The organism is Parabacteroides faecis, from assembly GCF_014647375.1.
In the GTDB taxonomy this organism is placed as follows: Bacteria; Bacteroidota; Bacteroidia; order Bacteroidales; family Tannerellaceae; genus Parabacteroides; species Parabacteroides faecis.
In genome coordinates, this window is the sequence record NZ_BMPB01000011.1 from 91,598 (window position 1) to 116,389 (window position 24,792).

Sequence of the window (24,792 nt, forward strand, 5' to 3'; positions counted from 1 at the left end):
TATGATACCTAAGATTATTCATTATTGTTGGTTTGGAAATAATCCATTGCCTACATTAGCGATAAAATGTATAGCTTCATGGAAAAAGTATCTTCCAGATTATGAAATAAAAGAATGGAATGAGGAGAATTTTGATATAAATATTATTCAATATGTAAAAGAAGCCTATAACGCTAAAAAGTATGCATTTGTAAGTGATTATGCACGTTTTTGGATTTTATATAATTATGGTGGACTTTATTTTGATACAGATGTAGAAATTATTCGTCCTATGGATGAGATTATTATTCGTGGTTCGTTTATGGGATGTGAATACGATGGGAAACCTGGAAGAGGAATGCCTTTAGTTGCTCCTGGTCTTGGTCTTGGAGCAATAAAAGAACTTGCCTTTTATAGGGAAATATTGAGATTATATGATGGAATGAAATTTATTAATGATGATGGAACTTGTAATTTAACAACAATTGTAAAATATACAACACAAGTATTATGCAAATATGGATTAAAAGATATTTCTGGTATACAGGAAGTATCTTCAATTATTATATATCCGCAAGAGTTTTTTTGTCCTTTGCATGGAAGTCAAGTGAAATTTACAAAGAATACATATACAATACATCATTATATGGGGTCATGGGTAAAACAAGGTATTAGGAAGAAAATTATATTTATTATACATAATCTTATTTGCCAATATTATAAAATGAAAATTGCAATATTTCGAACTTTTTTATAGTAGATAATAATTTGTATTATGTATAAGAAAAATGAATTACTTATTATTGGTAGAAAACCAATATTAATAGGGGGAGTTACTATTCATGTAAGTCGATTAATTTCTTTGCTGGATAAAGTGAATGTATTGTATGATTTTTATGATTTAAATATATTTAATGTGTATAGTTTTATTAATGTCATTAAAATAACAAAATATGCACATTTGCATTCATCTTCTCCTTTGTTTCGATTTTTTTTTGTTCTTATTTGCAAAATATTTAATACGAAATCTATAATTACATATCATGGTGATTTAGGACGATTTTCTTCTTTTTATAATTTGATAGACTATCTTTCTGTTCGATTGGTGGATATACCTATTGTTATAAATAAGAAAAGTTATTTTAGAGCAATTATGTATAATAATGAAACAATTTGTATGAGTGCTTATATTCCAAATATGTATGTTGAAACTTTAGATGTATCGATTTTGAATAAGATAAATGAGTTGAGAAAATGTGTAAATTTTCTTGTTTGTACTAATGCTTCTAGCTATGCTTTGGATAAATATGGTAAAGAAATTTATGGTGTCAAAATTTTGGTGGATTTATTCAGAAAACATCCTGACTGGGGATTGATTATATCTGATCCTTCTGGTGGTTATTCTAAATTGTTATGCAATTTAGAAAAAAATATCTTAGTGATAAGTAAACCTCATAGTTTTATTCCAGTTTTAGAGAAATCGGATTGTTTTGTAAGATATACGTCAACAGATGGTGATAGCCTTTCTATACATGAAGCTTTAAACTGTGGTGTACATGTCGTTGCTACAAATGTTGTAGACAGACCTGAAAATGTTTATCAGGTTCTCCATGGAGATATAGATCAATTAACTTCTTTATTTCAACACTTGGAACTTGAAGGTGTTAAACCGAAGTGTGAAATTGATGATTTACTTGAGATTGATATTTTGAAATTTTATAAAAAAACTATTTTTAGATAATAACACAAATAATTTAATATCTTAAGTTGAATTTTACTATGTTGTAGCAAGTTTTCTTATTTGCTGATTCATTGATCTCTATTAATAGCATTATAAATACAACAAAAGTATCTTTTACTTATATGATAATTCTTGAAGAAAATTGTTAGGTATAAATCGATTAACTATAAATGGATTTAGGTAGATATTATTATACTCTTCGTTATTTAAAGTTCTGTCAACTTTTTTATCAGGTGATATACCGGATAAGAAAATTGATCAGACATTACATCGGATTTAGATACCCCTTGTTACTACATCAAAAAGGAATTTCATTATCTTTTTATTCTTTTATTTCTAAAAATAACAGTTTATATAAAGATGATATTTTCTGTTTTTTAAATCAGACATCAAAGTTTATTCATTGGAATGATGAGAAATATGGGAAACTGTGGTCTTATAATCTAAATTATATGGACTTTCTTCATCAGGATAACTCTTCTTTGGAAATTGGACGTTACTGGATCAATAGATTTATAAATGAGATAAAATTAAACAGAAATGGTTTGGAACCTTATCCAATTGCTTTGCGAGGCATTAATTGGATTAAATTTATCTCTCTGAATTATTCGAATATTTCATTGGAAGAGAAAAAAATATGGGATGCCTCGCTATATGCCCAATATAAAATTCTGCAGGATAATTTGGAATACCATTTATTGGGAAATCATTTGTTAGAGGATTCTTTTTCTTTGTTATGGGCTGCCTTGTATTTTGAAGATAAATTAATTTATAGACAAGCGGAGCAATTGTTATTCAAAGAACTGGAGGAGCAAATTCTGCCTGATGGAGCTCATTATGAATTAAGCCCAATGTATCACGAGATTCTTTTGGATCGTTTATTAGATTGTATCAATATTAGTAAAAATAATCATCGGTTTGATAAGCAAATATTACTTACAAATTGGTTGGAGGAGAAGGCTGTTTTAATGTTAGGATGGCTGGAGGCAATCATATTTAGGGATGGTTCAATACCGTTGTTTAACGATGCGGCAAATGGAATAGCTCCTACATCAAATGAAATATTCGCTTATGCGCAGCGATTAGGTTTAGTTTGGGTAAAGATCCCTCTAAAAGAATCTGGTTATCGTAAATTTTCATCTTCCCGAATAGAATTGACTATGGATGTTGGTATGATTGGACCGGATTATATTCCAGGTCATGCTCATGCTGATACATTTAATTATGAACTTCGGATAGATGGTAAGCCTTTTATTGTTGATACGGGAATCTCAACGTATAATAAAAATAAACGGCGGCAATATGAACGGGAAACAAGAGCTCATAATACAGTGACATTAGAGGATATGAGTTCTAGTCAAGTTTGGGGAGGATTTCGAGTTGCAAAGCGTGCTACTATAATTCTTTTAGTTGAAGAGGAAGATAAAGTGAGGGCTATTCATAATGGATATGAGGATTTAGGTGTTAAACATGAAAGAATATTCCGTAAAACAGGAGATTGCATAATAATCAGTGATAGCTTATTAGCCAGTACATCTATTCAAGGAATAAATATCATAATTTTTAGTCCTTCTGTACAAATTCTGTCGGTAGAGAATAATTTGGTTTATACAAATCAGGGGAGAATATTAATGAATGGAGTTGACTGTATTCGGTTAGAAGAGTGTGAGGTATCCAATTCTTACAATGTCCGTCTGAGTACACATAAGATCTGCTGTTTATTTACTTCTCATATGGAGTATTTTATATATTTATAGTACATTGTAATGAAAATTCTTTTTTTAACGGATAATTTTCCTCCAGAAGTAAATGCTCCGGCAACTCGAACGTTTGAACATTGTAGACAGTGGGTTCTGGATGGAATAGATGTTACAGTAATAACCTGTTTCCCTAATTTCCCTCAGGGAAAAGTTTATAGAGGATATAAAAATAAGTTTTGTCAAAGTGAGATAATAGACGGCATACATATTATTCGTGTTTGGACTTATATAACAGCTAATAAGGGATTTGTAAAACGGACATTAGATTATATAAGTTTCTCTGTTTCTGCTTTCATTACCGGATTATTTCAAAAAACGGATTTGATTATTGCTACTTCCCCTCAGTTTTTCACAGCTTTGGCGGGACGAACATTGTCTTTCTGGAAAGGAAAGCCCTGGATAATGGAAGTCCGTGATCTATGGCCTGAATCTATTAAGACAGTGGGAGCAATGAATGACAATATCTTGATTCGATATTTTGAATGGCAGGAAAAACGTTGTTATCATTCCGCTCAAAAAATCATAGTAGTGACAGATTCTTTTAAACAAAAGCTGGTAGAAAGAGGTATTGATTCGTCAAAAATAGAAGTTGTAAAAAACGGAGTGAACCGATCTCTTTTTGTTCCTGAGGTTAAAGATCTGCAGTTGTTGAATGAATTAGGTTTACAAAATAAAAAGATTATCGGCTACATCGGTACACATGGGATGGCACATAAATTGGATTTCATTCTGCAATGTGCTAAAAAGATGGAAGGAAAGAATAATTATCATTTTATTTTTCTTGGAGATGGAGCTGAAAAGCGCAACCTATTGGATTTGAAGGAAAAAATGAACCTCAAAAATGTGACAATGCTTGATTCTGTGTTTAAGTTAGAAGTAAAAAGGTATATTTCTATTTTGGATATTGCTTTGATAAATTTGCGGAAATCGGAACTGTTTACGACTGTTATTCCTTCCAAGATATTTGAAAATGCAGGTATGGAAATCCCTATTTTAATGGGAGTGAATGGTGAGGCTCGCGAGATTATTGAGTCTTATCATGCCGGTTTATGTTTCGAGCCAGAGTCTGAAATTGATTTTTGTGAAAAGTTGGACTTATTGTTGACGGATAAAAACTTATACAACGAATGTAAAGAGGGGTGTAGGAAATTATCCTTGGACTTTGATCGTAATTTGTTGGCAAACAAAATGCTTCAAATAATTACAAAAATAAATGGTGAAAAATAATTTTCAATGAAAACAATAATGCTCGTCTTCGGGACCCGTCCCGAAGCAATTAAAATGGCTCCCTTGGTGAAGGAGTTTGAGAAGTATCCAGAACAGTTTAAAACAGTGGTTTGTGTGACTGGTCAACATCGCGAAATGCTGGATCAGGTGCTTCATCTTTTTGAAATCCATCCGGATTATGATTTGAATATCATGAAGCAAGGACAGGATTTATATGATGTGACTGCCCGTGTCCTTACCGGCATGCGGGATGTACTCAAAGAAGTACAACCGGATCTCGTACTGGTACATGGCGATACGACTACTTCGACGGCTTCTGCTTTGGCTGCTTTCTATCAGCAGATACCGGTGGGGCATGTTGAAGCGGGGCTTAGGACACATAACATGTATAGTCCCTGGCCGGAAGAGATGAACCGCTTGATAACGGGGAGGATTGCTACGTATCATTTTTCTCCGACTCAATTAAGCTGTCAAAATTTATTGGATGAAGGTGTGAAGCAGAAGTCTATTCTTATCACAGGAAACACTGTGATCGATGCTTTATATCTGGTAGTCGATAAAATTAAAGGAAATGAAGAGTTACAAAAGGCATTGACGGAAGAATTAAAAACTACCGGATATGAAATCAGGGATCGTCGCCTTGTTCTTATTACCGGACACCGCCGCGAGAATTTTGGAGAGGGTTTCATTCAAATGTGTAAAGCTATCAAGGCATTGGCGGAGAAGTATCCGGAAACGGATTTTGTTTATCCGATGCATCTGAATCCGAACGTGCGTAAACCGATTCATGAGGTTTTCGGAAATTCGGATTTGCAGAATATGTTTTTCATTGAACCGTTGGAATACTTGCCGTTTGTTTACCTGATGGAAAAATCGACCATTGTGCTTACCGATAGCGGTGGAATACAAGAAGAGGCTCCGGGATTAGGTAAACCGGTATTGGTTATGCGTGATACAACCGAACGTCCTGAGGCTCTGGAAGCGGGAACGGTTAAATTGGTGGGGACAGATTATGATAAGATTGTACATGAAGTTTCCGCTTTGTTGGATGATAAAGGATATTATGATAAAATGAGTAAATCTGTGAACCCCTATGGAGATGGTAAGGCTTGTGAAAGAATTGTTCATTTTGCAATGACAATTTGTTTCATAAATACATAGTTACTATCTTTCTTTGTGATATGAAGCAAACGCGAGAATACATATTATCTGAAATAAAAAAGACTTTACAAACGGTAGCACCGAATGCGAAGGCTATGCTGTTTGGTTCTAGGGCGAGGAATGATGCCCGCGAAGATTCAGATTGGGATATTTTAATTTTGATCGAAAAAGATAAGATTAGGAACGAGGATTTTGATTCTACTGATCCGTGAGATATCCCGGTCGGTAATTCCGGAGACGTCCATGCTTTCAGCATGTTTTCGGTAAGCCTCCAACAGACAATCATAGATGGCATATCCGGTCGCTTTGTTGCAGCGAATCATGCGTCGGTAGTTTTCTTTGTAACTCATGCGGTAAATAATTTGTACAGACCACCGATCAGTCTCGCAGCCATCAGACTGTAACCGGCAATATCTATGGGTTCCTTTCCAGAAGGCGTTGGGACGTCCGTAGGCGGTGATACCGAAGAAATTGTTATGTTCCTTTGCAGTGTACTTTCTCCCCAGCCGGTTTCGATGGCCGATTGGGCAAGGATAACAACCGGATTGATTCAGAAACATTCCCCCGCCTTTTGGGCGGGAGAGTGGTATAGTTTGATAAATTCCTGTTTTAACATGACGGATGATTGATACGTTACTATTCGATTTCCGGACGGTCCGAACCACCTCCTGTAGGCGGAGTGACGGTTTCGGTATCCATCTTTTCATATTTGGCATTTTTGCGGATCTCGTTGAGCATGGTACCCGGTGAGAAGACAATACGAGCCTTGTTGAAGAGGGAGACATTGAAGTCCTTTTCGTTTTCAGTTCCTTTGCTGCCTGCAACCATACGGAAGTTACCCAAGCGGCCCATCTGGATTACATCGCCTTCTTCCAGGCGTTCTTCCATGACGGAAAGAAGACCTTCGATGACGAGCATCACATCACCGATAAAAGCGGTGCTTCGAACGGCAATCAGATCACAGAGCTTGTTGAAATCGAGTTTCTTCAATGAACGGACCTGTGCATAAAACAATTTGGAACCGGCGGCAGCGTCTTTGCGCATGTCGGGGCGTTTTACTAAGTGGAAACTTAAAGCCATAATTTATTAATTGAAAGTTGATAATTGAAAATTACTGGTTGGTTATCGATAACATGACAAAGATATGAACCCAGAAAAACGGCTGCGACATGAAATGGCGTTACCGGTTATAAAGAGTTTAATAAGGGAGAATAAATACACAAACAACACGCGTAAACCTTGATTTTCATTTCTTTATATGGTATTTATTTCTTATCTTAGAGGTAATTAATACACATGGAAATGGAAGACGAAAAATTTAAAATCCGCAGTTACGGATGGACGGAACTGGCACTTTGTTATAATCCGAATCTGCATCCAAACTCTACATCACGTTTACTGCACCGCTGGGTGGTGAGAAACGAAAAGCTAGTCAAAACATTAAGAGCAGCCGGGTTCTGCGAACGACAACGGAAACTGACACCGAAACAGGTTGGGGTGATTGTCGATTTTTTAGGGGAACCGTGATTGAATTGAAAATGGAGAATTGAAGATTGAAAATTTGAAAGTCCCTTATTTTGGATGCGAAAGATATATGTTTTGAAGATGAAATAAGGGACTTTTAAAGGTGAAAGATATATGCTTCAAGGAAAAGGAGATCGGTTTAGTTAGCATAGAATGTTGTTTTACAGCATGATACTAAAAAGATTATGCGTAAACCGATTAATACGAATAAAAAAAAAGAACAACGAACATGTTCCTGAAGAGTATGTGGCTTTTATGATCTCACTTTTTGCCGGACTGAAGCAGAACGGTCTGTTCGGTGATTATTCATACAAGAAGATCGCTGAATTTATAAATCCGTTTTTCATATTTAAGTATGCAGCGAGTACCGTTTGCAAAAACATGAAACTATTCGATAAATACTCGGACTATTACACTGAAATACAAGAGTTTATAAAAACATTAAAAAACAAAGTCAAATCAACAGACAAAAAATAATATTTATTAACCCGCTGTGAAACAGCATTCTAAGAAATACAGAACGGGTAAAATTGGTACTATAATCCGGAGATGTTCATATCTACCTTTGCAGAGAGATTAAATGAAGTAAGTTCTTTGTTTTGCTGTAATCTGAAAAAATGCCGGAGGCTTATATATCTTTATAAAAAGTTCTTTCTATATTTATATAGCCTTGCAGACCTTAGGACAAAACGATTTCACCGCATAGCCTATATCGCTCATTTTCAGAAAACTAAGAACAACAAACTAATTTCATTTTCGATTTCAGTAATTTTTCACTTTTAAATTGTATTGTTATGAAAAAGAAAAAGATTGAAAATGAATTACTTACGAAAGATTCTTCTATTAGGGACCTTCTCGGACAAACTTTTATCAAGACACCCCGTTCGATGTTTAAACGGATGCAAAGTAACAACATTATCGACCGCCAGGTAGCTCATCTGCACCTCTTGCTATTCGGTCTTTGTTATCACACTGACGGGTTTTGTACTGTAAATAAAAGGACTTATATCTGCCGCAGAGGAGAATTCATCGGAAAACAAGCCACCCTGGCAAAATGGATGGATATAAGTGCCAGTACACTGAGCCGCTTATTAAAGAGAATGAACTATCTTGGACTGGTATCCCTTCAGCATGTCATCGGTGGAAGCCGCATCTGTCTGACCGGTTACGATGAATTTACTTTTGTACCTACCGAACCGGAAACCGGAAGAAAGGAAAAGACTGACGTCCTTAAAAGTTCAGCGGCAGCCCAAATGGCGGAAGCCGAAGCGAAGATGGGAGGACGAAGCATGCAGGATTCTACAAACTTACCTAACTAATGACGATTATGGAAGCAATAGAATCTGTACGCCAGGTGGAAGAAACAGTGATTGGAAACTGTTTCCGAAAATGAAAAGAAACGCCTCGCCATCCTTATTCATATTGCCAAACGCCGTGAACAGTTACGGCATTTGGGTTCAATTATTTCTAATCAAATAATAAATGAAATTTATATCTAAACTAATTATTGGGGGAGGTATTTTATTGCTTCCCTGGAATACGTATGCTCAGTTTACTAAAAAACTGAATTACCGGACAGAGACCGGGATCGGCTTTAGCGGAGGGGAACATACGCCTTTCTGGCTGACTGCGAACAAACAAGGGCTTTCGTCTATCGAAAAGAATAACGGTTATCTGCGTGCAGGGATTTTCCGGGAGATGGAAGAGGATAAACGCTTTTCGTATGCTTTCGGGGTGGATCTGGCTGTAGCCTATAATTTTACGTCGACATTCATTATCCAGCAATTATATGCCGATTTGAAATATCGTTGCCTGGGACTGAGTATCGGCAGCAAGGAACGGTATAGTGAATTTAATAATCCGCTTTTGAGTAGCGGGGGATTGACGTTTTCGGGGAATGCTCGTCCCATTCCGCAAGTGCGTATCGGTATTCCGGAATATACCGTTGTACCGGGGACAAAAGGGTGGCTGGCCTTCAAAGGGCATGTTGCTTATGGCATGTTTACGGATGATGGTTGGCAGAAGGATTTTGTAGCTCCGGGAAATAAATATACGGAACATGTGCTTTATCATTCCAAAGATTTATACGTGAAAATCGGTAATCAGGAAAAGTTTCCACTGATCTTTGAAGGAGGGCTGGAAATGGCTGCTCAGTTCGGAGGGAATGCATTTATTGGGAATGAAAAGATCGATATGCCGAATGGGATAAAGGATTTCTTTAAAGTGTTTATTCCGAGTGGAGGTGGTAGTGATACGCCAATGGGGGAACAACTTAATGTATATGGCAACCATTTAGGTAGTTGGAATTTTTCACTCACCTGGTATGCTCCACAGGACTGGACGGTTCGCCCTTATTATGAACATTATTTTGAAGATCACTCACAAATGTTCGGGGAATATGGCTGGAAAGATTGTCTGGCAGGAATAGAAATAACGTTCCCTAAAAATCCAATTGTTAGCAGTTTTGTTTACGAATATATTTCAACAAAGGATCAGACTGGTGCTGTCTATTGGGATCATACGCCGGAGATACCGGAGCAAGTAAGTGGATCTGATAATTATTATAATCATAGTATTTATACTGGTTGGCAGCATTGGGGAATGGGTATCGGAAATCCTTTAGTGATGTCTCCTGTTTATAATGAGGATGGAGACATCAGTTTTAAGAGTTCACGTATGCAAGGACATCATTTGGGGATCATGGGGAATCCAGCAAGCGATTTGCAGTATCGTATTCTATTGTCGTTTACCCGCAACTGGGGAACGTATGGTTTACCTTTTTATGAGATCAAAAAGAATGGAAATGCGTTGGTCGAATTAACTTATACGCCCCATCAGTTGAAAGGCTGGGACTTTACAGCATCGCTTGGTGTTGATAGAGGCGGAATGCTTGGTAAAAGTGCCGGAGGAATGCTGACAATCAGAAAAACGGGATGGATATGATGAATTCAATGAATATAATGAAATGGTATATAATAGCAGTACTGTTAGTTCTGATAGTCAGTGCTTGCGGAAAAACACCGATCAACGGAGACTTGGATGGCCGTTGGCAGATCCTAAAAATAGAATATGCTTCCGGAGAAGAAGAAACACCGGAACGAGCATATTATAGTGTGGCTTTACATACGATCAACTTGATGCAAGTAGGTGTTACGAGCCAGACTGGGAATATGGAATATACCGGGGATTCATTGTTTGTCGAAATGCCCATCAGTAAAATTGAAGATCTATTGCCTTTCGGCATGAATGGGACGGAGCAACGTTTTGGTGTAAAAGAATTAACGTCGAAACACCTGATCTTACAATCGGACTTTGCTCGGTTGGAGTTCAGAAAGTTCTGATTTGAAATTTGTCAGAAATATCCCATCTTTTTCTGAATCGAAATATCAATAAAAACAAATAAAATATGAAAATGAACTTGTACAAACAGTCCTTTTGGGCTTTGCTTGTGGTGATACTGAGCTCTTGTGCGTCACCTAAAAACATTATTTACATGCAGGATGTGGAACCTTTTCGTCAGGGAAATATCGAACAGATATACGAACCGATCATCCATGAGGATGATTTGCTGGCAATCATGGTGAACAGTCGTGACCCGGAACTGGCATTACCCTTTAATATGCCGATGGTAACTTATCAGTTAGGGACAAATAATGGTACGACCGGTCAACAGCGTGTGCTGGGATATCTGGTGGACCGCTATGGGGATGTCGATTTCCCGATCCTGGGCAAGATACATGCTTCGGGTCTTAGCCGTATGCAGCTGACAGAATTGATCAAGAAACGATTGATAGACGAGGACTTGATCAAGGACCCGATTGTAACGGTGCAGTTCCTGAACTTTAAAGTCTCTGTTATCGGAGAAGTAAGTCGTCCGGGGAGTTTTACCGTATCGGGTGACCGTATCACGCTACTGGAGGCTTTGAGTATGGCTGGCGACCTTACGATTTACGGTCGTCGCGATCGTGTGGCTGTGATCCGTGAGAATAACGGCAAACGTACGATCCTGTTTCATGACCTCCGTTCGGCGGATATCTTCGATTCGCCTTGCTATTATCTCCAGCAGAACGACATCGTGTATGTGGAACCGAACAAGGCAAAAGCGGGGCAAAGCGGCATCAACCAGAACAATACGGTAGGTGTGTGGGTATCGGTTGTATCCCTGCTGACTACAGTTGCAGTATTAATATTCAAATAACAAAGGAGTATAAGAACGATGAATCCCGAACAAGAAACAAATATGCTTCGTGCAGAGGAAAATGAGTTGAATCTGATTGATATCTACCGGGTTGTACGTGCGAACTGGTATTGGTATCTATTGTCGGTAGTGGTCTGTTGTGCGATAGCGGTACTTTACCTGGGGTGGGCACCGAAAATTTATCAGCGTACGGCAACGGTACTGATCAAGGACGATACGAAGGGAGGAGGCGCAGCCAGTGAGGCTGCCGTCTTTGAAGATTTGAATATGTTCAATATGAAAAGAAGTGTGGATAATGAACTGCTGGTCTTCAAGTCGAAACAGTTGATGAAATCAGTTGTTAAACGTTTGGATCTGGATATCAGTTACAGTATCCGTGAAGGGTTGCGTACAGTGGAGTTGTACAGCCATTCACCGGTGGTGGTTCGTTTTCCGGAGATAAATGAAAATTTGGAAATCGGATTGACGGTAGTACCTGTATCGGATAAGGAGGTAAGCTTGTCTGGTTTTACCTCCGAAGAACTGGAGGAAGAGGGGCAAACCCTGGAAGACCAAACGCTGACAGTGGCGTTGAACGATACGGTATCGACACCTATCGGGAAAGTGGTGGTAACTCCGAGCTTGTATTACACAGATCTTTATTATGGAAGTGAGATAACGGTCACCAAAAGCAGTCGGGACCGGGTTGCACTAAATTATAATGAAGCCTTGCAGGTCGCATTGGCCAGTAAGACCGCTACTATCTTGAATCTTTCTCTGCAGGATGCCTCCGTTTCCCGTGCGGAAGATGTTCTTAATACTCTGATCGCAATTTATAACGAGGATGCGATAAGCGATAAGAACCAGGTGATGGTCAACACATCGAATTTTATTAACGACCGCTTGATCATCATCGAAAAAGAACTGGGAAGTGTGGATGCAGAGATCGAAGTCTTCAAAAGGGAGAACCAGTTGACGGATATTCATTCGGAAGCAGGTCTATACCTGCAGGAAGGTAGCCAGTATAGCCAGGAAGGGCTTGGTCTGGAGAACCAACTAACGTTGGCAAAATATATCCGGGAATATCTGACAGACCCACATAAAGGGGCTGATCTGATCCCTGCTAATACGGGTATCTCGGACGCAAATGTAGAAAGTCAGATATCGGAATATAACGCCTTACTTCTGAAACGGGATAAGTTGATCGGTAATAGCAGTAATAAGAATCCGGTTGTGATGGACCTGAACAATTCGCTAAGTGCGATGAAACAGACAATTATACGGGCGGTAGATAACCTGATCGTGGGGTTGAATATAAAAATAAAGAATATACGTGAACGTGAAGCACAGACGACCCGTCGTATTGCCGCTGTCCCGACTCAGCAAAAGTATGTGCTATCGGTGGAACGCCAGCAGAAGATCAAGGAGGAACTTTACCTTTACCTCCTGAATAAGCGGGAGGAGAATGCATTGTCGCAGGCGATTACGGAGAGTAATGCCCGCATCATTGACCCGGCACAGGGAAGTGAGAAACCGGTGGCCCCTAAATCGATGCTGGTTCTTTTAGCCGCCTGTGTGTTAGGCATGGCGATTCCTTCCGGTATTCTTTGGATACAGTTGACGATGAACACTACAGTATGTTCAAGGAAAGATGTGGAAGATAACCTCTCCATCCCCTTCCTGGGTGAGATACCTTCGCGTAGCAGGAAAGACAAGAGTGAGATATTAGTGCATGAAAATGGTCGCGACGGTGTCTCTGAGGCATTCCGTATTGTCCGGACGAACATGGAATTTATGCGTGTAAAAGCAAAGGACCTGAAAGTAGTGATGTTTACCTCTTCGAATCCGGGTGCAGGAAAGACATTCGTGTCGATGAATCTGGCTATGAGTCTCGTTCTTACGAATAAGAAGGTAATCTTGGTCGATACCGATATTCGTAAGGGTACCCTTAGCGCCCGCATTAGTCACGCTAATGCGGGACTGACGCATTATTTGTCGGGAAGGGTGGAAGATGTGGATAAAATTATCGCTTCTTCGGGTCTCAACGATCGTTTGGATGTGATTCATGCAGGACCTGTACCGCCTAATCCTTCGGAGTTACTTTTAAGCAACCGTCTGGAAGAGTTGGTAAAGGCTTTGCGTGACCGTTATGATTATGTGATCCTGGATAATGTGCCTGCCGGTATGGTAGCGGATGCTACGATTGTGAATCGTGTGGCCGATCTGACGATTTATGTGATTCGTGCCGGCCTGATGGACCGTCGCCAGCTGCCTGAAGTAGAAAAACTGTATAAACAGGAAAAATTCCACAATATGGCGGTAATCCTGAACGGTATCAATATGAAACGTGCCGGTTATGGTTACGGCTATGGTTATGGCTACGGGTACGGTTATGGTTACGGAAACGAAAAATCTCAAAAAGGTAAAAAATGAAGAAAATAATTCGACAAATGTTGATCTGCCTGTTGTGGGTGGCCTGTGTGTCTGCAGCTTACGGACAGCATGCGGAGAATGTGTCCGCCGATACATTACAACAGTTTTCCCGGGAGCAACAGATGCAGGCACGTCTGGAAAACTATGTGCAGTTATTGTCCACGCATAAAAAGCCTGACAGACCTCGCGTGATGGTGATGCCTGTGATGGGATTCCGCTCTTCTCAGATGTCATATGGTTTGATGGTTGCGGCGATGAAGCGTACGGGCGGATATATAAAGGCTAAATATAGTTTCAGTAACACTCATTCAGGAGATTTCGACTGCGATGACGGAGGTGTGTCGGATGAGGATGGACAGGTTCAGTGGTACACAGGAAAGGCGGAGAAAAGCCGCTGGGCTGTTACGGGGGGGATCGTGCAACGCCTTTGGAAACCATTTTACCTGTATGCCGGGGTTGGATATGGAAGCCGTACGCTGGTTTGGGAAACTGTTGGAGGCAAGTGGGGGAAGAACAAGGATCATTCGGTAGAAGGTATGGAAGCAGAAGCCGGGTGTATTCTGTCAGTCGGTCCGATGGTGTTTTCACTCGGTTTACAGACGAACAGTTTTAAGTACCTGGAAGGGAATCTGGGAATAGGAGTTATTTTTTAATCGATGAACGGAAAAACAGAAGAATCCATGAATCTATTGAAGTATATATTGTTTTTTCTTCCTGTCGTATTGATGTTGGGAAGTTGTGAAAAGGATGCTGAGCCTGCAGCTGTATCGATAGGGATGCAGCTGGAAGAACCACTGCATATAGGACGAACGTATGTCCGGTTGAAAGCTCGTGTGACGAGTCAGGCTGCGTTGAAAGAGACGGGGTTCCTGTGGTGGAAGACTGGTGACCGGGAGCATGCTTCGGAGGTTGCTTGCCAGGATTCTTTGTCGTATGGTTTGCAGGTATTGTTGGAGGGGCTCGAGCCGGATGCGTCGTACGAATATTGTTTGTATGCAGGTAATGGGACAGACCGTCTAATGGGTGAGCCGGGCAGTTTTAATACGTTGTTGTATGGTGATCCGTTGCTTTCAGATTTGCAGGTAGACGGGGAGGTAGCTAATCTTTTCACTTTCAGGGTGAAAGATGATGGAATAGATGGAACGGGTCATAACTTACTCTCGAAAGGTGTTTGCTGGAATACGGAAGGCAGTCCGACGATAGATGACCGGAAGCAGGAAGCGGAAGGGGAGGAGACTGCGTTTACTGTTTCCATCCCGGACCTGCAGGAGAACACAACCTATTATCTTCGTGCTTTTGCATTGAACGACAGCTCATATTTAGCTTACAGCCCAGAGATAACGATTCACACGGGTAAAACGCTACCCAGAATCAGCGGTATTCAGTTATTGGATTCGTTGAAGAAGGAATTCTGTGCTACGCTGGAGGATATCGGAGGCGCTGAAATTATTTCGAGGGGGTTTTGTTGGAATACAACCGGCATGCCGACTGTGGAGGATGAAAAAGAAATAGTGAGCGATGATTTTACTGGCATGCTGACGAATTTGAAATCTAATACGCTTTATTATGTGCGTGCATTTGCTGAGAATGCGTTTGGGATAGGTTATAGTGAGGAACTGGCGGTCAGTATCGTATCGCTGCCGATTGTGGGTACCGTAGTACGTATCGATCCGGAGAACAATGTCTTCCGTTCTGTACTGGTGACCGACGGTGGAAGTGAGATAACGGAAAAAGGTTTCTGTTGGAACATGACAGGAAATCCATCGGTTGGAGATCATGTTGTAGTGGCTGACGAAGATTTTACGGCCATGATATCTGAAATGGAATCGGGTACCTATTATATCCGTGCCTATGCCGTTAATAAGGCGGGGGTTGGTTATGGTGAAGAGTTGAGCGTTTCGATTCATGTCCTGACGATTCCTGTTCTGGATAGAGTCCGTATCATTGATTGGGAAACCAACCGGATACAATGTTCGATACTTAATGTGGGCGGCAGTAAAATAACAGCCAATGGTTTTTGCTGGAGTACACATGACTATCCGGATGTTTCGGATTACCTGCTGGATGCAGATGAAGATTTTACGGCCGTTATGGGGACAATGTATCCAGGGGTTTATTACATAAGGGCTTATGCGAGTAATAAAGTCGGTACGGGATATAGTCGTACGCTGGTACTGGATACACGTAAGGTTCCGGAAGTAGGGGAGATCGAAGTCTTGAATGCTGCAACATATACATATCGTTCGAGGTTATTGGATAACGGCGGAGGGAATATAAGCAAGTGGGGATTCTGTTGGAATACAGTCGGTGAACCGGACATCTGGGATGATAGTGTGCAGGCGGATAATGACTTTACGGCAACGCTCGGAGAATTGTCTCCGGGGGTATATTATATCCGTGCCTATGCGATCAATGAAAAGGGTGCTGGTTACGGTCCTGAATATTCAATCGTTGTATCTCCATCGGAAAGTTACTGATTTGGAAATAAAGTATAGGGAAACCGATGTCCCTTCACGATCTTTACCTTTCTTATAATTATTTTGTAACCGAAGAATCCGGCTGTCTGCTGGTTGGGTTCAAGGAGGATTCTGTAACTTTCATTGTAAAAGAGTTATGGAATAAAGATACTCTTTGCCTGGCGGAGGTGGATGATCTGTATACAGAATTACAGAGGATCGGGGAGATGTGTAACTGTAAGCAATACCGTATCCTGGCACATGGCGGATATCTGCCGGAGGCTCTTTCTTTCGAGTTGCATGGTTTGACAGTATCCGACGAAAGCTATCTGAAAAGCCTGGAAAGCGGAAAACACATCGAACTCTTTTCCCATAATGAAGCCGCTTACCGCGCTATTGAGGAAGGCTTCCAAAAGAACCGTATCGGGGCAGTCGTACAGGCTACCGGAACGGGTAAATCATATCTGATAGCCCGTTATATTGTGAACCACCGGAAAGAACGAATTTTGGTTGTGGCCCCGAATGTTACCATTATAGCAGAGATAAAGAAAGCGGTAGGATGGAAAATGCGGCATGTTACTTTTATGACTTTCCAGGCACTATCACGCCAACGTGACAAGATTCCTCCCATGCAGGCAGACCATATCATTATCGATGAGTTCCACCATTTCGGTGCGGAGGTATGGGGAAAAGCCGTACAGGATGTGATCGATGCCAATCCGGAAGCCCGCGTATTGGGTATGTCGGCTACCCCGATCCGCCCGGAAGAGATGATGGATACGGTAGAGGTCTATTTCAAAGGGAACCTGTTTTATGAACTCTCCCTTTCGATGGCCTGGTATTATAAGATTCTGCCGGTACCGGTGTTGGTGCAGAGCGTATTCGATTTGAATAACCAGCTGGATAAGGTTCAACACCTGCTGAACAGAAGTGGCTGTACGGATGAACGACGGCAGCGTATTCAGGAGAAGATTGATTTTGCCCGGTTGGATTTCCGGGGTTCATGGAGTGCTTCGGAACTGATACGGCGTTACCTGCCGAAGGATGTGAAGAAGATTCTCGTTTTCTGTAAAGATAAGGAAGACCTTCAACATATGATGCCGGAAGTATCGCGCTGGTTGATACATGGCGGATTTGTATTTGAAATGTTTGAAATACATAATGGGTATAGTAACCGTGTAAATGAACGGACCCTCCGTGATTTTTGTACTGATACAGGTAAATTGCATGTGCTGTTCTCTATCAATATGCTGATCGAAGGATTGCATGTGGAAGGGGTGGATGCAGCCATGTTCCTGCGCCGGACAGAGTCGTATGTGGTTGCTTTGCAGCAGCTTGGGCGTTGCCTGAAAGCCGGTTCAGATGCCCGTCCTGTTGTGTTGGATTTTGTGAATAATCTTTCCGGACGTTCTGTTTATGAAGCGATGTCGTATGAATTGTCTTACCATCCTGCTATCCGTGCGCCGAAGACATTCAAAGGATTCACTGAGTTTCAGGTAACAGGTTTCTTGTCGGATATCCGTGCCCGGGTGGATGATATGCTGACAGAACTGGATGCGTGGCCGGTGATGTATGAACGGCTGATAGAATATAAAGAACGGGAGGGATGTTGGCCATGTGCAGCCGAGGGCCGGTTGGGTAGTTGGTGTAACACCCAGCGGATCGCACGAAAAAAAGGGACATTGTCTGACGAATATATCTCTCGCCTGGAAGATATCGGTTTTGAGTGGGAGGTACAGGATAGCCGCTGGATGCAATATTATGAAGAGTTGAAATATTTTATAGACCGGATGCACCGTCTTCCTAAAAAAGGAGAGAACAGTCTGAGTACATGGTGCAATACACAGCGGCAGAGTCGTAAAAAAGGTCTGTTGTCCGAGGAACGGGTGCGATTGCTGGATCATATCGGCTTTGTATGGGAGCAGGACTTGGATGTCCAGTGGATGAAGAACTGGAAACAAGTGGTGCTCTTTTATCAGCAAAAGGGATATTGGCCCAAAAGTAACGATGGAAAACTGGGTGCCTGGTGTAGTACCCAGCGTAAGTACCGTAAGCAAGGAGTACTTGTATCCGACCGCGTCAGGATGATGGATGAAGCCGGTTTTATCTGGAATACCGATGATATCTGGCTGGAAAACTATGAAAAATTGAAACTGTTTTACCAGGAGAAACGCCGCTGGCCCACTGTCCGTGAAAATAAGCTCGGTAGTTGGTGCTTCGTTCAACGGCGTTTATCTAAAAACGGAAAACTTCTCTCCTGGCGAAAACAAATGTTGGAGTCGATCTCTTTTCCTTTATAAGGTTTGTTGTTTACTTTTTTGTTTCGGGAATTTTCACATTTAAACCCTTTATGTAAGGGTTCATAGCACTATTATTATTGTCTATAAAATTTGCTTGCTTGTTTTCTGTACTTTACTTATTTTTGAATTTTCATTTAAAAATGTGAGACAATGAAAGACTACAAACCATCTAAAGTTCCTATGGCAAGGACTATACAAAGTTCTGCTGTAAAACAAGAAATGACGTTCATTGATAATAGGAAAAGTAATCCTGCTTTGAAATATATTCGAGAGAATAGCCCTGTGTTGCAGAGGCAATTAAGTTATAAAAAAAGTATCATTGACTATTACCATGCATCGAAATTGTTAACATTTCCTATAGATATATTCAAGATGTCTGAGATGCAAGCAAGGTTGTCTGAGGTGATTCTAGACCCTAGAGTTTTTGAGTTTGAAGCTGTTGAAGAGTATATTAGAATAGGTGGAGATAGCCCATTGAAAGATGTATTTATAAGTTTAGATGATGACCAGATACGCAAGTTGTATATGTATAAAACAGAACCAAGCGATAAAATCAATGTATCAAAACTTGAGAATGATTTTTATGTTAAGAGTGGTATTACTATTAAACAAGCGGTTGATGATGCCATAGCAAGACTCGATGTAGGTGGAAGTTTACCTTTCGACTACAGTAGGCATGATTTTCAGCCTGCATCTAGAGGTATAGAAAATATGCAGATTCAGTTAGGTGGTAGTAAATTAGATTATAGAAGGGGTAAAGGAGATACTTCTTGTACTAATGTTGTTGTTGATTCTGATCTATTTCTGTTGATGCGAACAAGGGATACAGAAAGATGGAAAAAAGTTATACAAGAAGCTCATCGTATAAGTTTTTTGAGAAAAGTAAAAGTGATTATAATGCCTTATCCGGGAACTGAATATTAAGAGGTTTCATGTTGTCTGAACTAGACCAGATTTGATACGAAAGTATTTGAAATACATATTATACTGAGTATCTGAATTTGTAGATACCCAGTATATGTTATTTCTAATGCTTATTATTCTGTTTGAGGATATTCGTCTTCTTGTTTATACCAACTTATTTTCCGGGAGAAGAACATAATCGTTCCTAGGATTACAAATAAACCGATACTTCCTATAAGCAAGGCAACATCTTCGAGTTGCAGGACGACATACAGGAAAATATACAATAAACATAACATGCCGGTGAGTGCCCCGGTCTGTATCCTGTTCCTGAAAATACTATAGGTATAGGCGGTGATCAGTCCGATGGTGGCTATACTGGCAATCAGGTAGGCGATGCCGAAGTTGATTTGTTCGGATATGGACAGGAGCAGGCTGTAGAACAGTATCAGAGCCAGGCCGACCAGGAGATACTGGATCGGGTGGATCCGTTTTCCGGTCAGTATTTCGACAAAGAAAAAGACAACGAATGTCAGGGCAATGAACATGATAGCGTATTTGGCGGAACGCATGTTCTGCTGGTAATGGTTTACCGGATCGACCAGGTTTACACCGAAAGAGGAGTCTTCGAACGAGTAGGTTTGTCCGTCGGTCCACATTTCCGGGATACTCCGGTTAAAGCTGAGGATACTCCAGTTGGCTTCAAAGCCATTTTCAGTGATGGTATGGTCGGGGGTAAAGTTACCGATGAAGCCGGGAGATTTCCAGTTGCCTGCCACATGGACTTTAGTCGTTTTACCGATTGGGATGAAATTTATGTTGCTGCTTCCGTTCAGTTTTAACTGGCATTTGAAGGTAAGCGGCTGTTCGGATTGAAGCACTTCGGGATCGTTTAACGGGATGGCGAGCATTTTGCCTATCTGTGTATCCAGATTGCCGGTGGTTTCTACCGTGTATTGTTTGTTCTCCAGCTTGAAATCTATGTTGTCGGTGATGCCCCGGAGGTCGGAAACACCGACTGCCATATAAGCCTGGTCCCAGTGGATAGTGCCGTTTTCTATCTTGGGGAAATTGATTTTGTCGAAGTTTCCGGAAATGTCTGTTTCACTTTTGTAAAGGATCGTTTTGTATATCCCGTAATATCTTTCTTCCGGGAATAGCCGGGTATCGATTGTCAGGTTTCCGGGAGTGATGGTCAGGACATGTTCCTGAAAATAGGTTTTATTGTTCGAATCGACATGCGTTGTTGTATAAGGGATGGAGAGGACCGGGCCGCAGAAGGTCTGGGCGTTGCTCCATTTGGCATTGATCTTTTCGATCGTTTCGATACTTCTGTCCTGTCTTTCCCGGATCAGATCCTGAATCATTAACCCCGGTATCAGTAAAATGAGGGTCAGAACTCCGATAACCATAGCCTTAAATGTAATGGACTGGTTGATTTTGCTTGCTTTTCTGATTGTTGTTTCCATAAATTTAACTTGTTTGTATGGGTTGAAAAGTACTTTGTGTTTCAAAGTGAATAGGTAAAAAAAATTATTTGATAAGCTCTTCCAATGCATTCAGGTGTTCCCGAAAGCATTTTCTTCCTTCTTCGGTGATTGTATACTGGGTATTAGGTTTCCGGCCGATGAACTGCTTGGTGGACCGGATATATCCGATGGTCTCCAGGGCTTTCAGATGGCTTGCCAGGTTTCCGTCGGTCAACTCCATCAACTGCTTCATGGTATTGAAGTCGGCTGATTCGTTTACCGACAGGATAGACATGATACCCAGTCGTATCCGGCTTTCGAAGGCTTTATTTAATTTGGACAGTATGTTTTTCATTCTTTCTTCAAATCATATTTGATGTACATAGCTGTGCCGTAAATGATATGGCAGACTCCGAATCCGATAGTCCAGAGCAAGAGGCTCCCGTCGGGAAACAAAGCGGCGATGATACCCAAAATGACTTCTGTCAGGCCCAGGTAATGGACTTCGTCGAGGGTATATTTGGATACATTGATCAAGGCGAGGCCGTAAAAAGTAAGTGTCATGGTGATTGCCATTGCCAGGTCGCCGCGCAACAGAAAAATAAGCGCAAAGATACCTCCGGCAACCAATGGAATACCGAGGTGATAAAGTGTCCTTTTTATCAGGCTTTTGGAGGGCATCAGGTTCTTCTTCACTGACTTTTTCCAGGAAAAATAGATACCGAAGCAAATAGAGAAGAGCAGGACGGCAGCAGCATCCGTGATCAGCAGAGTGATTTCGCGGAACATCGCTTCGTGTGTCGTATTGAAGTCTGTGTTTGCCGGTTCCCTCAGAATATGGAAGTAGGCGAGTGCTGCCCCGATAATCGCTATAACTCCGGCTGATATGCCGGATAAACCGCTTAACGAAAGGAATTTGGATGATCTTTCCATCATCTCGCGAATGGCTTTTATGTCTTCTACTTGCTTGTTCATATACTTACGATAAAAAGTACTTTGTGGTGCAAAGTTAAGAAGGATTCTGAAGAATCCAAATAAATGGGGTAAAGTTTTTAGGGTAATGTTATGGATCTAAATTAAAATTTAGTAGATTATTGTCGTTAAAGCTATCAAAATCAGATTTAAACAGTTGATCTTGTATAATTCTATATTTTTTGAATTCAGTTTCAGCAAAAGCTTTCGCAACTTGTGCTGAAATTGTACTTGAATTTTTTCCATCGGAAGCAGTTACCGAGAATTCCTCGGTAACTGAGTCGGGGTCCAATTCTCCATCATTAAATATATTTTTGAGGTGAAGTGAAATATTATCGGTCGAACAGTCAAATAAAATGGCTATTAGTTTTTGACTTAGCCAAATGGTCTCATTTTGTACTCTGACTTCTATGCCATTTTCTTTAGCTTGATTTGTAAATATCAGAAATTCAACTGTACTATTCTTAATTTGGAATTTTTTGCTCATTTTTTTATAGTCATTTGATTGGCTTTTAATTAATTCAGTTACATGTTTACTGATTAACGAATATTTATTTACAAAGATAGTGTCTTTATGTGTATAATTGATGAATTAGGGTTTAAAAGTGAGTACAAATTTATTACTTAAATCTCGGACTTACTCCTCTTACGTAACTCTCTGCTGGATTGAGAGGTTCGTTTTGTGGTAATGGGAAGCACAAGTTTACTGGATGTGATAGCTTTCATATAATAAATATTTATCTTTGTCTTCTGAAAATAAAGCTAGCAAATATGGAAAATAAAACGATATTACCGGCGGAGTGGTATCCGCAAAGTGCGGTTCAGCTTACCTGGCCGCATGAAGGGACGGATTGGGCGCCGATACTCGACGAGGTGGTACCTTGCTTTGTGGAGATTGCCAGAGAGGTGATCAAGCGGGAGAAGTTACTGATTGTTTGTCCGGATGAATCGGTGGTACGCTCTCAGTTGGGAGAAGTGGATTATAGCCGTATTATTTTCCGGGAGATGGAGACAAACGATACCTGGGCACGTGATCACGGCGGTATTTCCGTGTTCGAAGAAGGTGCTCCGGTCGTATATGATTTTGTATTCAACGGCTGGGGAATGAAGTACGCAGCCAACCATGATAATCTGATCACACGGAAACTGTTCCATGGCAAAACGTTTGCAGAGGAGGTGATCCCTGTCAATATGCAGCCGTTCGTGTTGGAAGGCGGAAGTATCGAGTCGGATGGAAAAGGCACTTTACTGACTACGGTCGAATGTCTTTCTTCCGTGAACAGGAACGAATATCTTCAGCAGGAGGAACTGGAAAATTATCTGAAACAGGTATTCGGCCTGAACCGTATTTTGTGGTTGGAGAGCGGTTACCTGGCTGGTGACGATACCGATAGCCATGTCGATACGCTGGCCCGTTTTTGTAGTGAGGATACGATTGCTTATGTGCAGTGCACGGATGAAGAAGATGAGCATTATGCCGAATTGCAGGAGATGGAGGAAGAGCTGAAAGAGTTTACGCAGGAGAATGGCGAACCTTACCGTTTGATCGCTTTGCCTATGGCTGATAAAGTGGAATGGGAGGGCGAGCGTTTACCGGCAACTTATGCGAATTTCCTTGTTATAAATGGGGCGGTGCTTCTGCCGTTCTACGATTCTCCGAAAGATGAGATTGCGAAAGAGGCTTTGCAGACAGCATTCCCGGACAGAGAAATTGTAGGTATTAATTGCTTACCGTTAATTAAACAACATGGTTCACTGCATTGCGTGACGATGCAGTACCCGGAAGAATTTGTTAATTGAGAATTGAAAATCAGATGAAGATAGGATTGATTCAACAGGCGAACACCTGTGACCGGTTAGATAATATAAAGAAACTGAAAAATAATATCCGGTTTTGCGCTGAAGAAGGGGCGGAGCTGGTTGTTTTGCAGGAATTACATAATGGCTTGTATTTCTGCCAGACGGAAGATACTGGGCTATTCGATCTGGCAGAAACGATTCCGGGCCCCTCCACGGAAGAGTTCGGTGCGTTGGCTAAAGAACTGGGAATCGTGCTGGTGCTTTCCCTCTTTGAGAAACGTGCTCCGGGATTGTATCATAACACGGCTGTCGTGCTTGAGAAAGACGGAACGATTGCCGGAAAGTACCGGAAGATGCATATACCGGATGATCCGGCTTATTATGAGAAGTTTTATTTTACTCCCGGCGACCTGGGATTCGAGCCTGTCGAAACTTCCGTCGGCAAACTGGGCGTATTGGTTTGCTGGGACCAGTGGTATCCGGAGGCAGCCCGCCTAATGGCGATGAAAGGAGCCGAACTGTTGATCTATCCGACAGCTATCGGCTGGGAGAGCAGCGATACGGAAGAAGAAAAGAAACGTCAGCTGGATGCCTGGGTAACAATACAGCGCGGACATGCAGTGGCAAACGGTCTTCCGGTGATCACTGTGAACCGTACGGGGCATGAGACGGACCCTTCGGGACAGACAAACGGTATTCAGTTTTGGGGCAACAGCTTTGTTGCCGGTCCGCAGGGAGAACTGTTGGCTGAGTTCCCGAACGATCACGAGGAGGTGCGTGTTGTGGAGATCGATAAAGCACGGAGTGAGAATGTGCGCCGTTGGTGGCCGTTCTTCCGTGACCGCCGTATCGATGCTTTCGGCGGATTGACGGAGCGATTTTTGATCTGA

At 41.2% G+C, this 24,792-nt stretch carries 23 protein-coding genes and 1 pseudogene; 18 read left to right on the top strand and 6 right to left on the bottom strand.

Going from position 1 to position 24,792, the window contains the following annotated elements:
* Nucleotide 1 precedes the first annotated feature (1 nt).
* The 6 genes from IEY67_RS16575 (at nucleotide 2) to IEY67_RS25210 (ending at nucleotide 6,080) form a co-directional block, all read left to right on the top strand.
* Entirely contained in the window at nucleotides 2-736 is a 735-nt protein-coding gene (locus tag IEY67_RS16575; RefSeq protein WP_122357362.1) for a glycosyltransferase family 32 protein, read from the top strand.
* An 18-nt stretch (nucleotides 737-754) separates the two neighbouring features.
* Nucleotides 755-1,720 carry a glycosyltransferase family 1 protein gene (locus tag IEY67_RS16580; protein WP_183671847.1) on the top strand — a complete coding sequence of 322 codons (966 nt, stop codon included), beginning with the start codon at nucleotides 755-757 and terminating at the stop codon, nucleotides 1,718-1,720.
* 287 nt (nucleotides 1,721-2,007) lie between these two features.
* A complete protein-coding gene (locus IEY67_RS16585; protein ID WP_229801100.1) occupies nucleotides 2,008-3,477 on the top strand; it encodes an alginate lyase family protein in 1,470 nt (489 codons plus the stop codon).
* 9 nt (nucleotides 3,478-3,486) lie between these two features.
* Nucleotides 3,487-4,707, top strand: coding sequence for a glycosyltransferase family 4 protein (locus IEY67_RS16590; protein ID WP_183671846.1), 1,221 nt, complete (start codon nucleotides 3,487-3,489; stop codon nucleotides 4,705-4,707).
* Between the two features lie 6 nt (nucleotides 4,708-4,713).
* Complete coding sequence (gene wecB, locus IEY67_RS16595; RefSeq protein WP_183671845.1) at nucleotides 4,714-5,868, top strand: non-hydrolyzing UDP-N-acetylglucosamine 2-epimerase; 1,155 nt, start codon at nucleotides 4,714-4,716, stop codon at nucleotides 5,866-5,868.
* Between the two features lie 95 nt (nucleotides 5,869-5,963).
* A complete protein-coding gene (locus tag IEY67_RS25210) occupies nucleotides 5,964-6,080 on the top strand; it encodes a nucleotidyltransferase domain-containing protein (RefSeq protein ID WP_229801112.1) in 117 nt (38 codons plus the stop codon).
* Between the two features lie 210 nt (nucleotides 6,081-6,290).
* On the opposite strand, the pseudogene IEY67_RS16605 reads toward IEY67_RS25210, so the two are convergent.
* Nucleotides 6,291-6,484 (bottom strand): annotated as a pseudogene (locus IEY67_RS16605) (glucosaminidase domain-containing protein); the annotation flags it as partial.
* Nucleotides 6,485-6,504: 20 nt separating this feature from the next.
* Entirely contained in the window at nucleotides 6,505-6,948 is a 444-nt protein-coding gene (locus tag IEY67_RS16610; RefSeq protein WP_122357375.1) for an HU family DNA-binding protein, read from the bottom strand.
* Between the two features lie 222 nt (nucleotides 6,949-7,170).
* On the opposite strand from IEY67_RS16610, the gene IEY67_RS16615 reads away from it, so the two are divergent.
* The 10 genes from IEY67_RS16615 to IEY67_RS16660 all read left to right on the top strand — a co-directional run bounded on the left by IEY67_RS16615 (nucleotide 7,171) and on the right by IEY67_RS16660 (nucleotide 19,682).
* Complete coding sequence (locus tag IEY67_RS16615; RefSeq protein ID WP_183671844.1) at nucleotides 7,171-7,395, top strand: DUF4248 domain-containing protein; 225 nt, start codon at nucleotides 7,171-7,173, stop codon at nucleotides 7,393-7,395.
* Between the two features lie 791 nt (nucleotides 7,396-8,186).
* Nucleotides 8,187-8,711 carry a hypothetical protein gene (locus IEY67_RS16620; RefSeq protein ID WP_183671843.1) on the top strand — a complete coding sequence of 175 codons (525 nt, stop codon included), beginning with the start codon at nucleotides 8,187-8,189 and terminating at the stop codon, nucleotides 8,709-8,711.
* A 163-nt stretch (nucleotides 8,712-8,874) separates the two neighbouring features.
* Nucleotides 8,875-10,335: a capsule assembly Wzi family protein gene (locus IEY67_RS16625; protein ID WP_183671842.1), complete on the top strand. Its 1,461-nt coding sequence runs from the start codon at nucleotides 8,875-8,877 to the stop codon at nucleotides 10,333-10,335.
* Nucleotides 10,326-10,733: a lipocalin-like domain-containing protein gene (locus IEY67_RS16630; protein ID WP_183671841.1), complete on the top strand. Its 408-nt coding sequence runs from the start codon at nucleotides 10,326-10,328 to the stop codon at nucleotides 10,731-10,733. Before IEY67_RS16625 ends, IEY67_RS16630 begins: the two co-directional genes overlap by 10 nt.
* Nucleotides 10,734-10,804: 71 nt before the next feature.
* Nucleotides 10,805-11,590: a polysaccharide biosynthesis/export family protein gene (locus IEY67_RS16635; RefSeq protein ID WP_122357245.1), complete on the top strand. Its 786-nt coding sequence runs from the start codon at nucleotides 10,805-10,807 to the stop codon at nucleotides 11,588-11,590.
* A gap of 18 nt (nucleotides 11,591-11,608) precedes the next feature.
* On the top strand, nucleotides 11,609-14,002 hold the full coding sequence (locus IEY67_RS16640) for a GumC family protein (RefSeq protein WP_183671840.1): 2,394 nt from the start codon (nucleotides 11,609-11,611) through the stop codon (nucleotides 14,000-14,002).
* Nucleotides 13,999-14,655 (top strand): hypothetical protein, encoded by a 657-nt coding sequence (locus IEY67_RS16645; protein ID WP_229801101.1) that lies wholly within the window; start codon nucleotides 13,999-14,001, stop codon nucleotides 14,653-14,655. The genes IEY67_RS16640 and IEY67_RS16645 overlap by 4 nt, the downstream gene beginning before the upstream one ends.
* A 27-nt stretch (nucleotides 14,656-14,682) precedes the next feature.
* Complete coding sequence (locus IEY67_RS16650; protein ID WP_183671839.1) at nucleotides 14,683-16,479, top strand: hypothetical protein; 1,797 nt, start codon at nucleotides 14,683-14,685, stop codon at nucleotides 16,477-16,479.
* Nucleotides 16,480-16,505: 26 nt separating this feature from the next.
* Nucleotides 16,506-18,758, top strand: coding sequence for a Helicase associated domain protein (locus IEY67_RS16655; RefSeq protein WP_183671838.1), 2,253 nt, complete (start codon nucleotides 16,506-16,508; stop codon nucleotides 18,756-18,758).
* A gap of 150 nt (nucleotides 18,759-18,908) precedes the next feature.
* Nucleotides 18,909-19,682: a hypothetical protein gene (locus IEY67_RS16660; RefSeq protein ID WP_183671837.1), complete on the top strand. Its 774-nt coding sequence runs from the start codon at nucleotides 18,909-18,911 to the stop codon at nucleotides 19,680-19,682.
* 113 nt (nucleotides 19,683-19,795) lie between these two features.
* Here IEY67_RS16660 and creD read toward each other — a convergent pair whose 3' ends face one another.
* The 4 genes from creD to IEY67_RS16680 all read right to left on the bottom strand — a co-directional run bounded on the left by creD (nucleotide 19,796) and on the right by IEY67_RS16680 (nucleotide 22,589).
* The gene (creD, locus tag IEY67_RS16665) at nucleotides 19,796-21,130 is read right to left on the bottom strand and encodes a cell envelope integrity protein CreD (protein WP_183671836.1); all 1,335 of its coding nucleotides are present in this window, start codon (nucleotides 21,128-21,130) and stop codon (nucleotides 19,796-19,798) included.
* Between the two features lie 64 nt (nucleotides 21,131-21,194).
* Nucleotides 21,195-21,485 carry a winged helix-turn-helix domain-containing protein gene (locus tag IEY67_RS16670; RefSeq protein WP_183671835.1) on the bottom strand — a complete coding sequence of 97 codons (291 nt, stop codon included), beginning with the start codon at nucleotides 21,483-21,485 and terminating at the stop codon, nucleotides 21,195-21,197.
* Nucleotides 21,482-22,105 (bottom strand): hypothetical protein, encoded by a 624-nt coding sequence (locus tag IEY67_RS16675; protein ID WP_229801102.1) that lies wholly within the window; start codon nucleotides 22,103-22,105, stop codon nucleotides 21,482-21,484. Before IEY67_RS16675 ends, IEY67_RS16670 begins: the two co-directional genes overlap by 4 nt.
* Before the next feature lie 88 nt (nucleotides 22,106-22,193).
* A complete protein-coding gene (locus IEY67_RS16680; RefSeq protein WP_183671834.1) occupies nucleotides 22,194-22,589 on the bottom strand; it encodes a virulence RhuM family protein in 396 nt (131 codons plus the stop codon).
* Between the two features lie 284 nt (nucleotides 22,590-22,873).
* On the opposite strand from IEY67_RS16680, the gene IEY67_RS16685 reads away from it, so the two are divergent.
* Together IEY67_RS16685 and IEY67_RS16690 are read left to right on the top strand one after the other, a co-directional pair.
* Nucleotides 22,874-23,902, top strand: coding sequence for an agmatine deiminase family protein (locus IEY67_RS16685; protein ID WP_183671833.1), 1,029 nt, complete (start codon nucleotides 22,874-22,876; stop codon nucleotides 23,900-23,902).
* Nucleotides 23,903-23,916: 14 nt separating this feature from the next.
* Nucleotides 23,917-24,792 carry a carbon-nitrogen hydrolase gene (locus tag IEY67_RS16690; RefSeq protein WP_122357228.1) on the top strand — a complete coding sequence of 292 codons (876 nt, stop codon included), beginning with the start codon at nucleotides 23,917-23,919 and terminating at the stop codon, nucleotides 24,790-24,792.

Excerpts from the sequence above, each read along its gene's own strand:
- IEY67_RS16575 (WP_122357362.1), top strand. The coding sequence starts at position 2 with ATGATACCTAAGATTATTCATTATTGTTGGTTTGGAAATAATCCATTG.
- IEY67_RS16580 (WP_183671847.1), top strand. The coding sequence starts at position 755 with ATGTATAAGAAAAATGAATTACTTATTATTGGTAGAAAACCAATATTA.
- IEY67_RS16590 (WP_183671846.1), top strand. The coding sequence starts at position 3,487 with ATGAAAATTCTTTTTTTAACGGATAATTTTCCTCCAGAAGTAAATGCT.
- wecB (WP_183671845.1), top strand. The coding sequence starts at position 4,714 with ATGAAAACAATAATGCTCGTCTTCGGGACCCGTCCCGAAGCAATTAAA.
- IEY67_RS25210 (WP_229801112.1), top strand. The coding sequence starts at position 5,964 with ATGCTGTTTGGTTCTAGGGCGAGGAATGATGCCCGCGAAGATTCAGAT.
- IEY67_RS16610 (WP_122357375.1), bottom strand. The coding sequence starts at position 6,948 with ATGGCTTTAAGTTTCCACTTAGTAAAACGCCCCGACATGCGCAAAGAC.
- IEY67_RS16615 (WP_183671844.1), top strand. The coding sequence starts at position 7,171 with ATGGAAGACGAAAAATTTAAAATCCGCAGTTACGGATGGACGGAACTG.
- IEY67_RS16620 (WP_183671843.1), top strand. The coding sequence starts at position 8,187 with ATGAAAAAGAAAAAGATTGAAAATGAATTACTTACGAAAGATTCTTCT.
- IEY67_RS16625 (WP_183671842.1), top strand. The coding sequence starts at position 8,875 with ATGAAATTTATATCTAAACTAATTATTGGGGGAGGTATTTTATTGCTT.
- IEY67_RS16630 (WP_183671841.1), top strand. The coding sequence starts at position 10,326 with ATGGATATGATGAATTCAATGAATATAATGAAATGGTATATAATAGCA.
- IEY67_RS16635 (WP_122357245.1), top strand. The coding sequence starts at position 10,805 with ATGAACTTGTACAAACAGTCCTTTTGGGCTTTGCTTGTGGTGATACTG.
- IEY67_RS16640 (WP_183671840.1), top strand. The coding sequence starts at position 11,609 with ATGAATCCCGAACAAGAAACAAATATGCTTCGTGCAGAGGAAAATGAG.
- IEY67_RS16645 (WP_229801101.1), top strand. The coding sequence starts at position 13,999 with ATGAAGAAAATAATTCGACAAATGTTGATCTGCCTGTTGTGGGTGGCC.
- IEY67_RS16650 (WP_183671839.1), top strand. The coding sequence starts at position 14,683 with ATGAATCTATTGAAGTATATATTGTTTTTTCTTCCTGTCGTATTGATG.
- IEY67_RS16655 (WP_183671838.1), top strand. The coding sequence starts at position 16,506 with ATGTCCCTTCACGATCTTTACCTTTCTTATAATTATTTTGTAACCGAA.
- IEY67_RS16660 (WP_183671837.1), top strand. The coding sequence starts at position 18,909 with ATGAAAGACTACAAACCATCTAAAGTTCCTATGGCAAGGACTATACAA.
- creD (WP_183671836.1), bottom strand. The coding sequence starts at position 21,130 with ATGGAAACAACAATCAGAAAAGCAAGCAAAATCAACCAGTCCATTACA.
- IEY67_RS16670 (WP_183671835.1), bottom strand. The coding sequence starts at position 21,485 with ATGAAAAACATACTGTCCAAATTAAATAAAGCCTTCGAAAGCCGGATA.
- IEY67_RS16675 (WP_229801102.1), bottom strand. The coding sequence starts at position 22,105 with ATGAACAAGCAAGTAGAAGACATAAAAGCCATTCGCGAGATGATGGAA.
- IEY67_RS16680 (WP_183671834.1), bottom strand. The coding sequence starts at position 22,589 with ATGAGCAAAAAATTCCAAATTAAGAATAGTACAGTTGAATTTCTGATA.
- IEY67_RS16685 (WP_183671833.1), top strand. The coding sequence starts at position 22,874 with ATGGAAAATAAAACGATATTACCGGCGGAGTGGTATCCGCAAAGTGCG.
- IEY67_RS16690 (WP_122357228.1), top strand. The coding sequence starts at position 23,917 with ATGAAGATAGGATTGATTCAACAGGCGAACACCTGTGACCGGTTAGAT.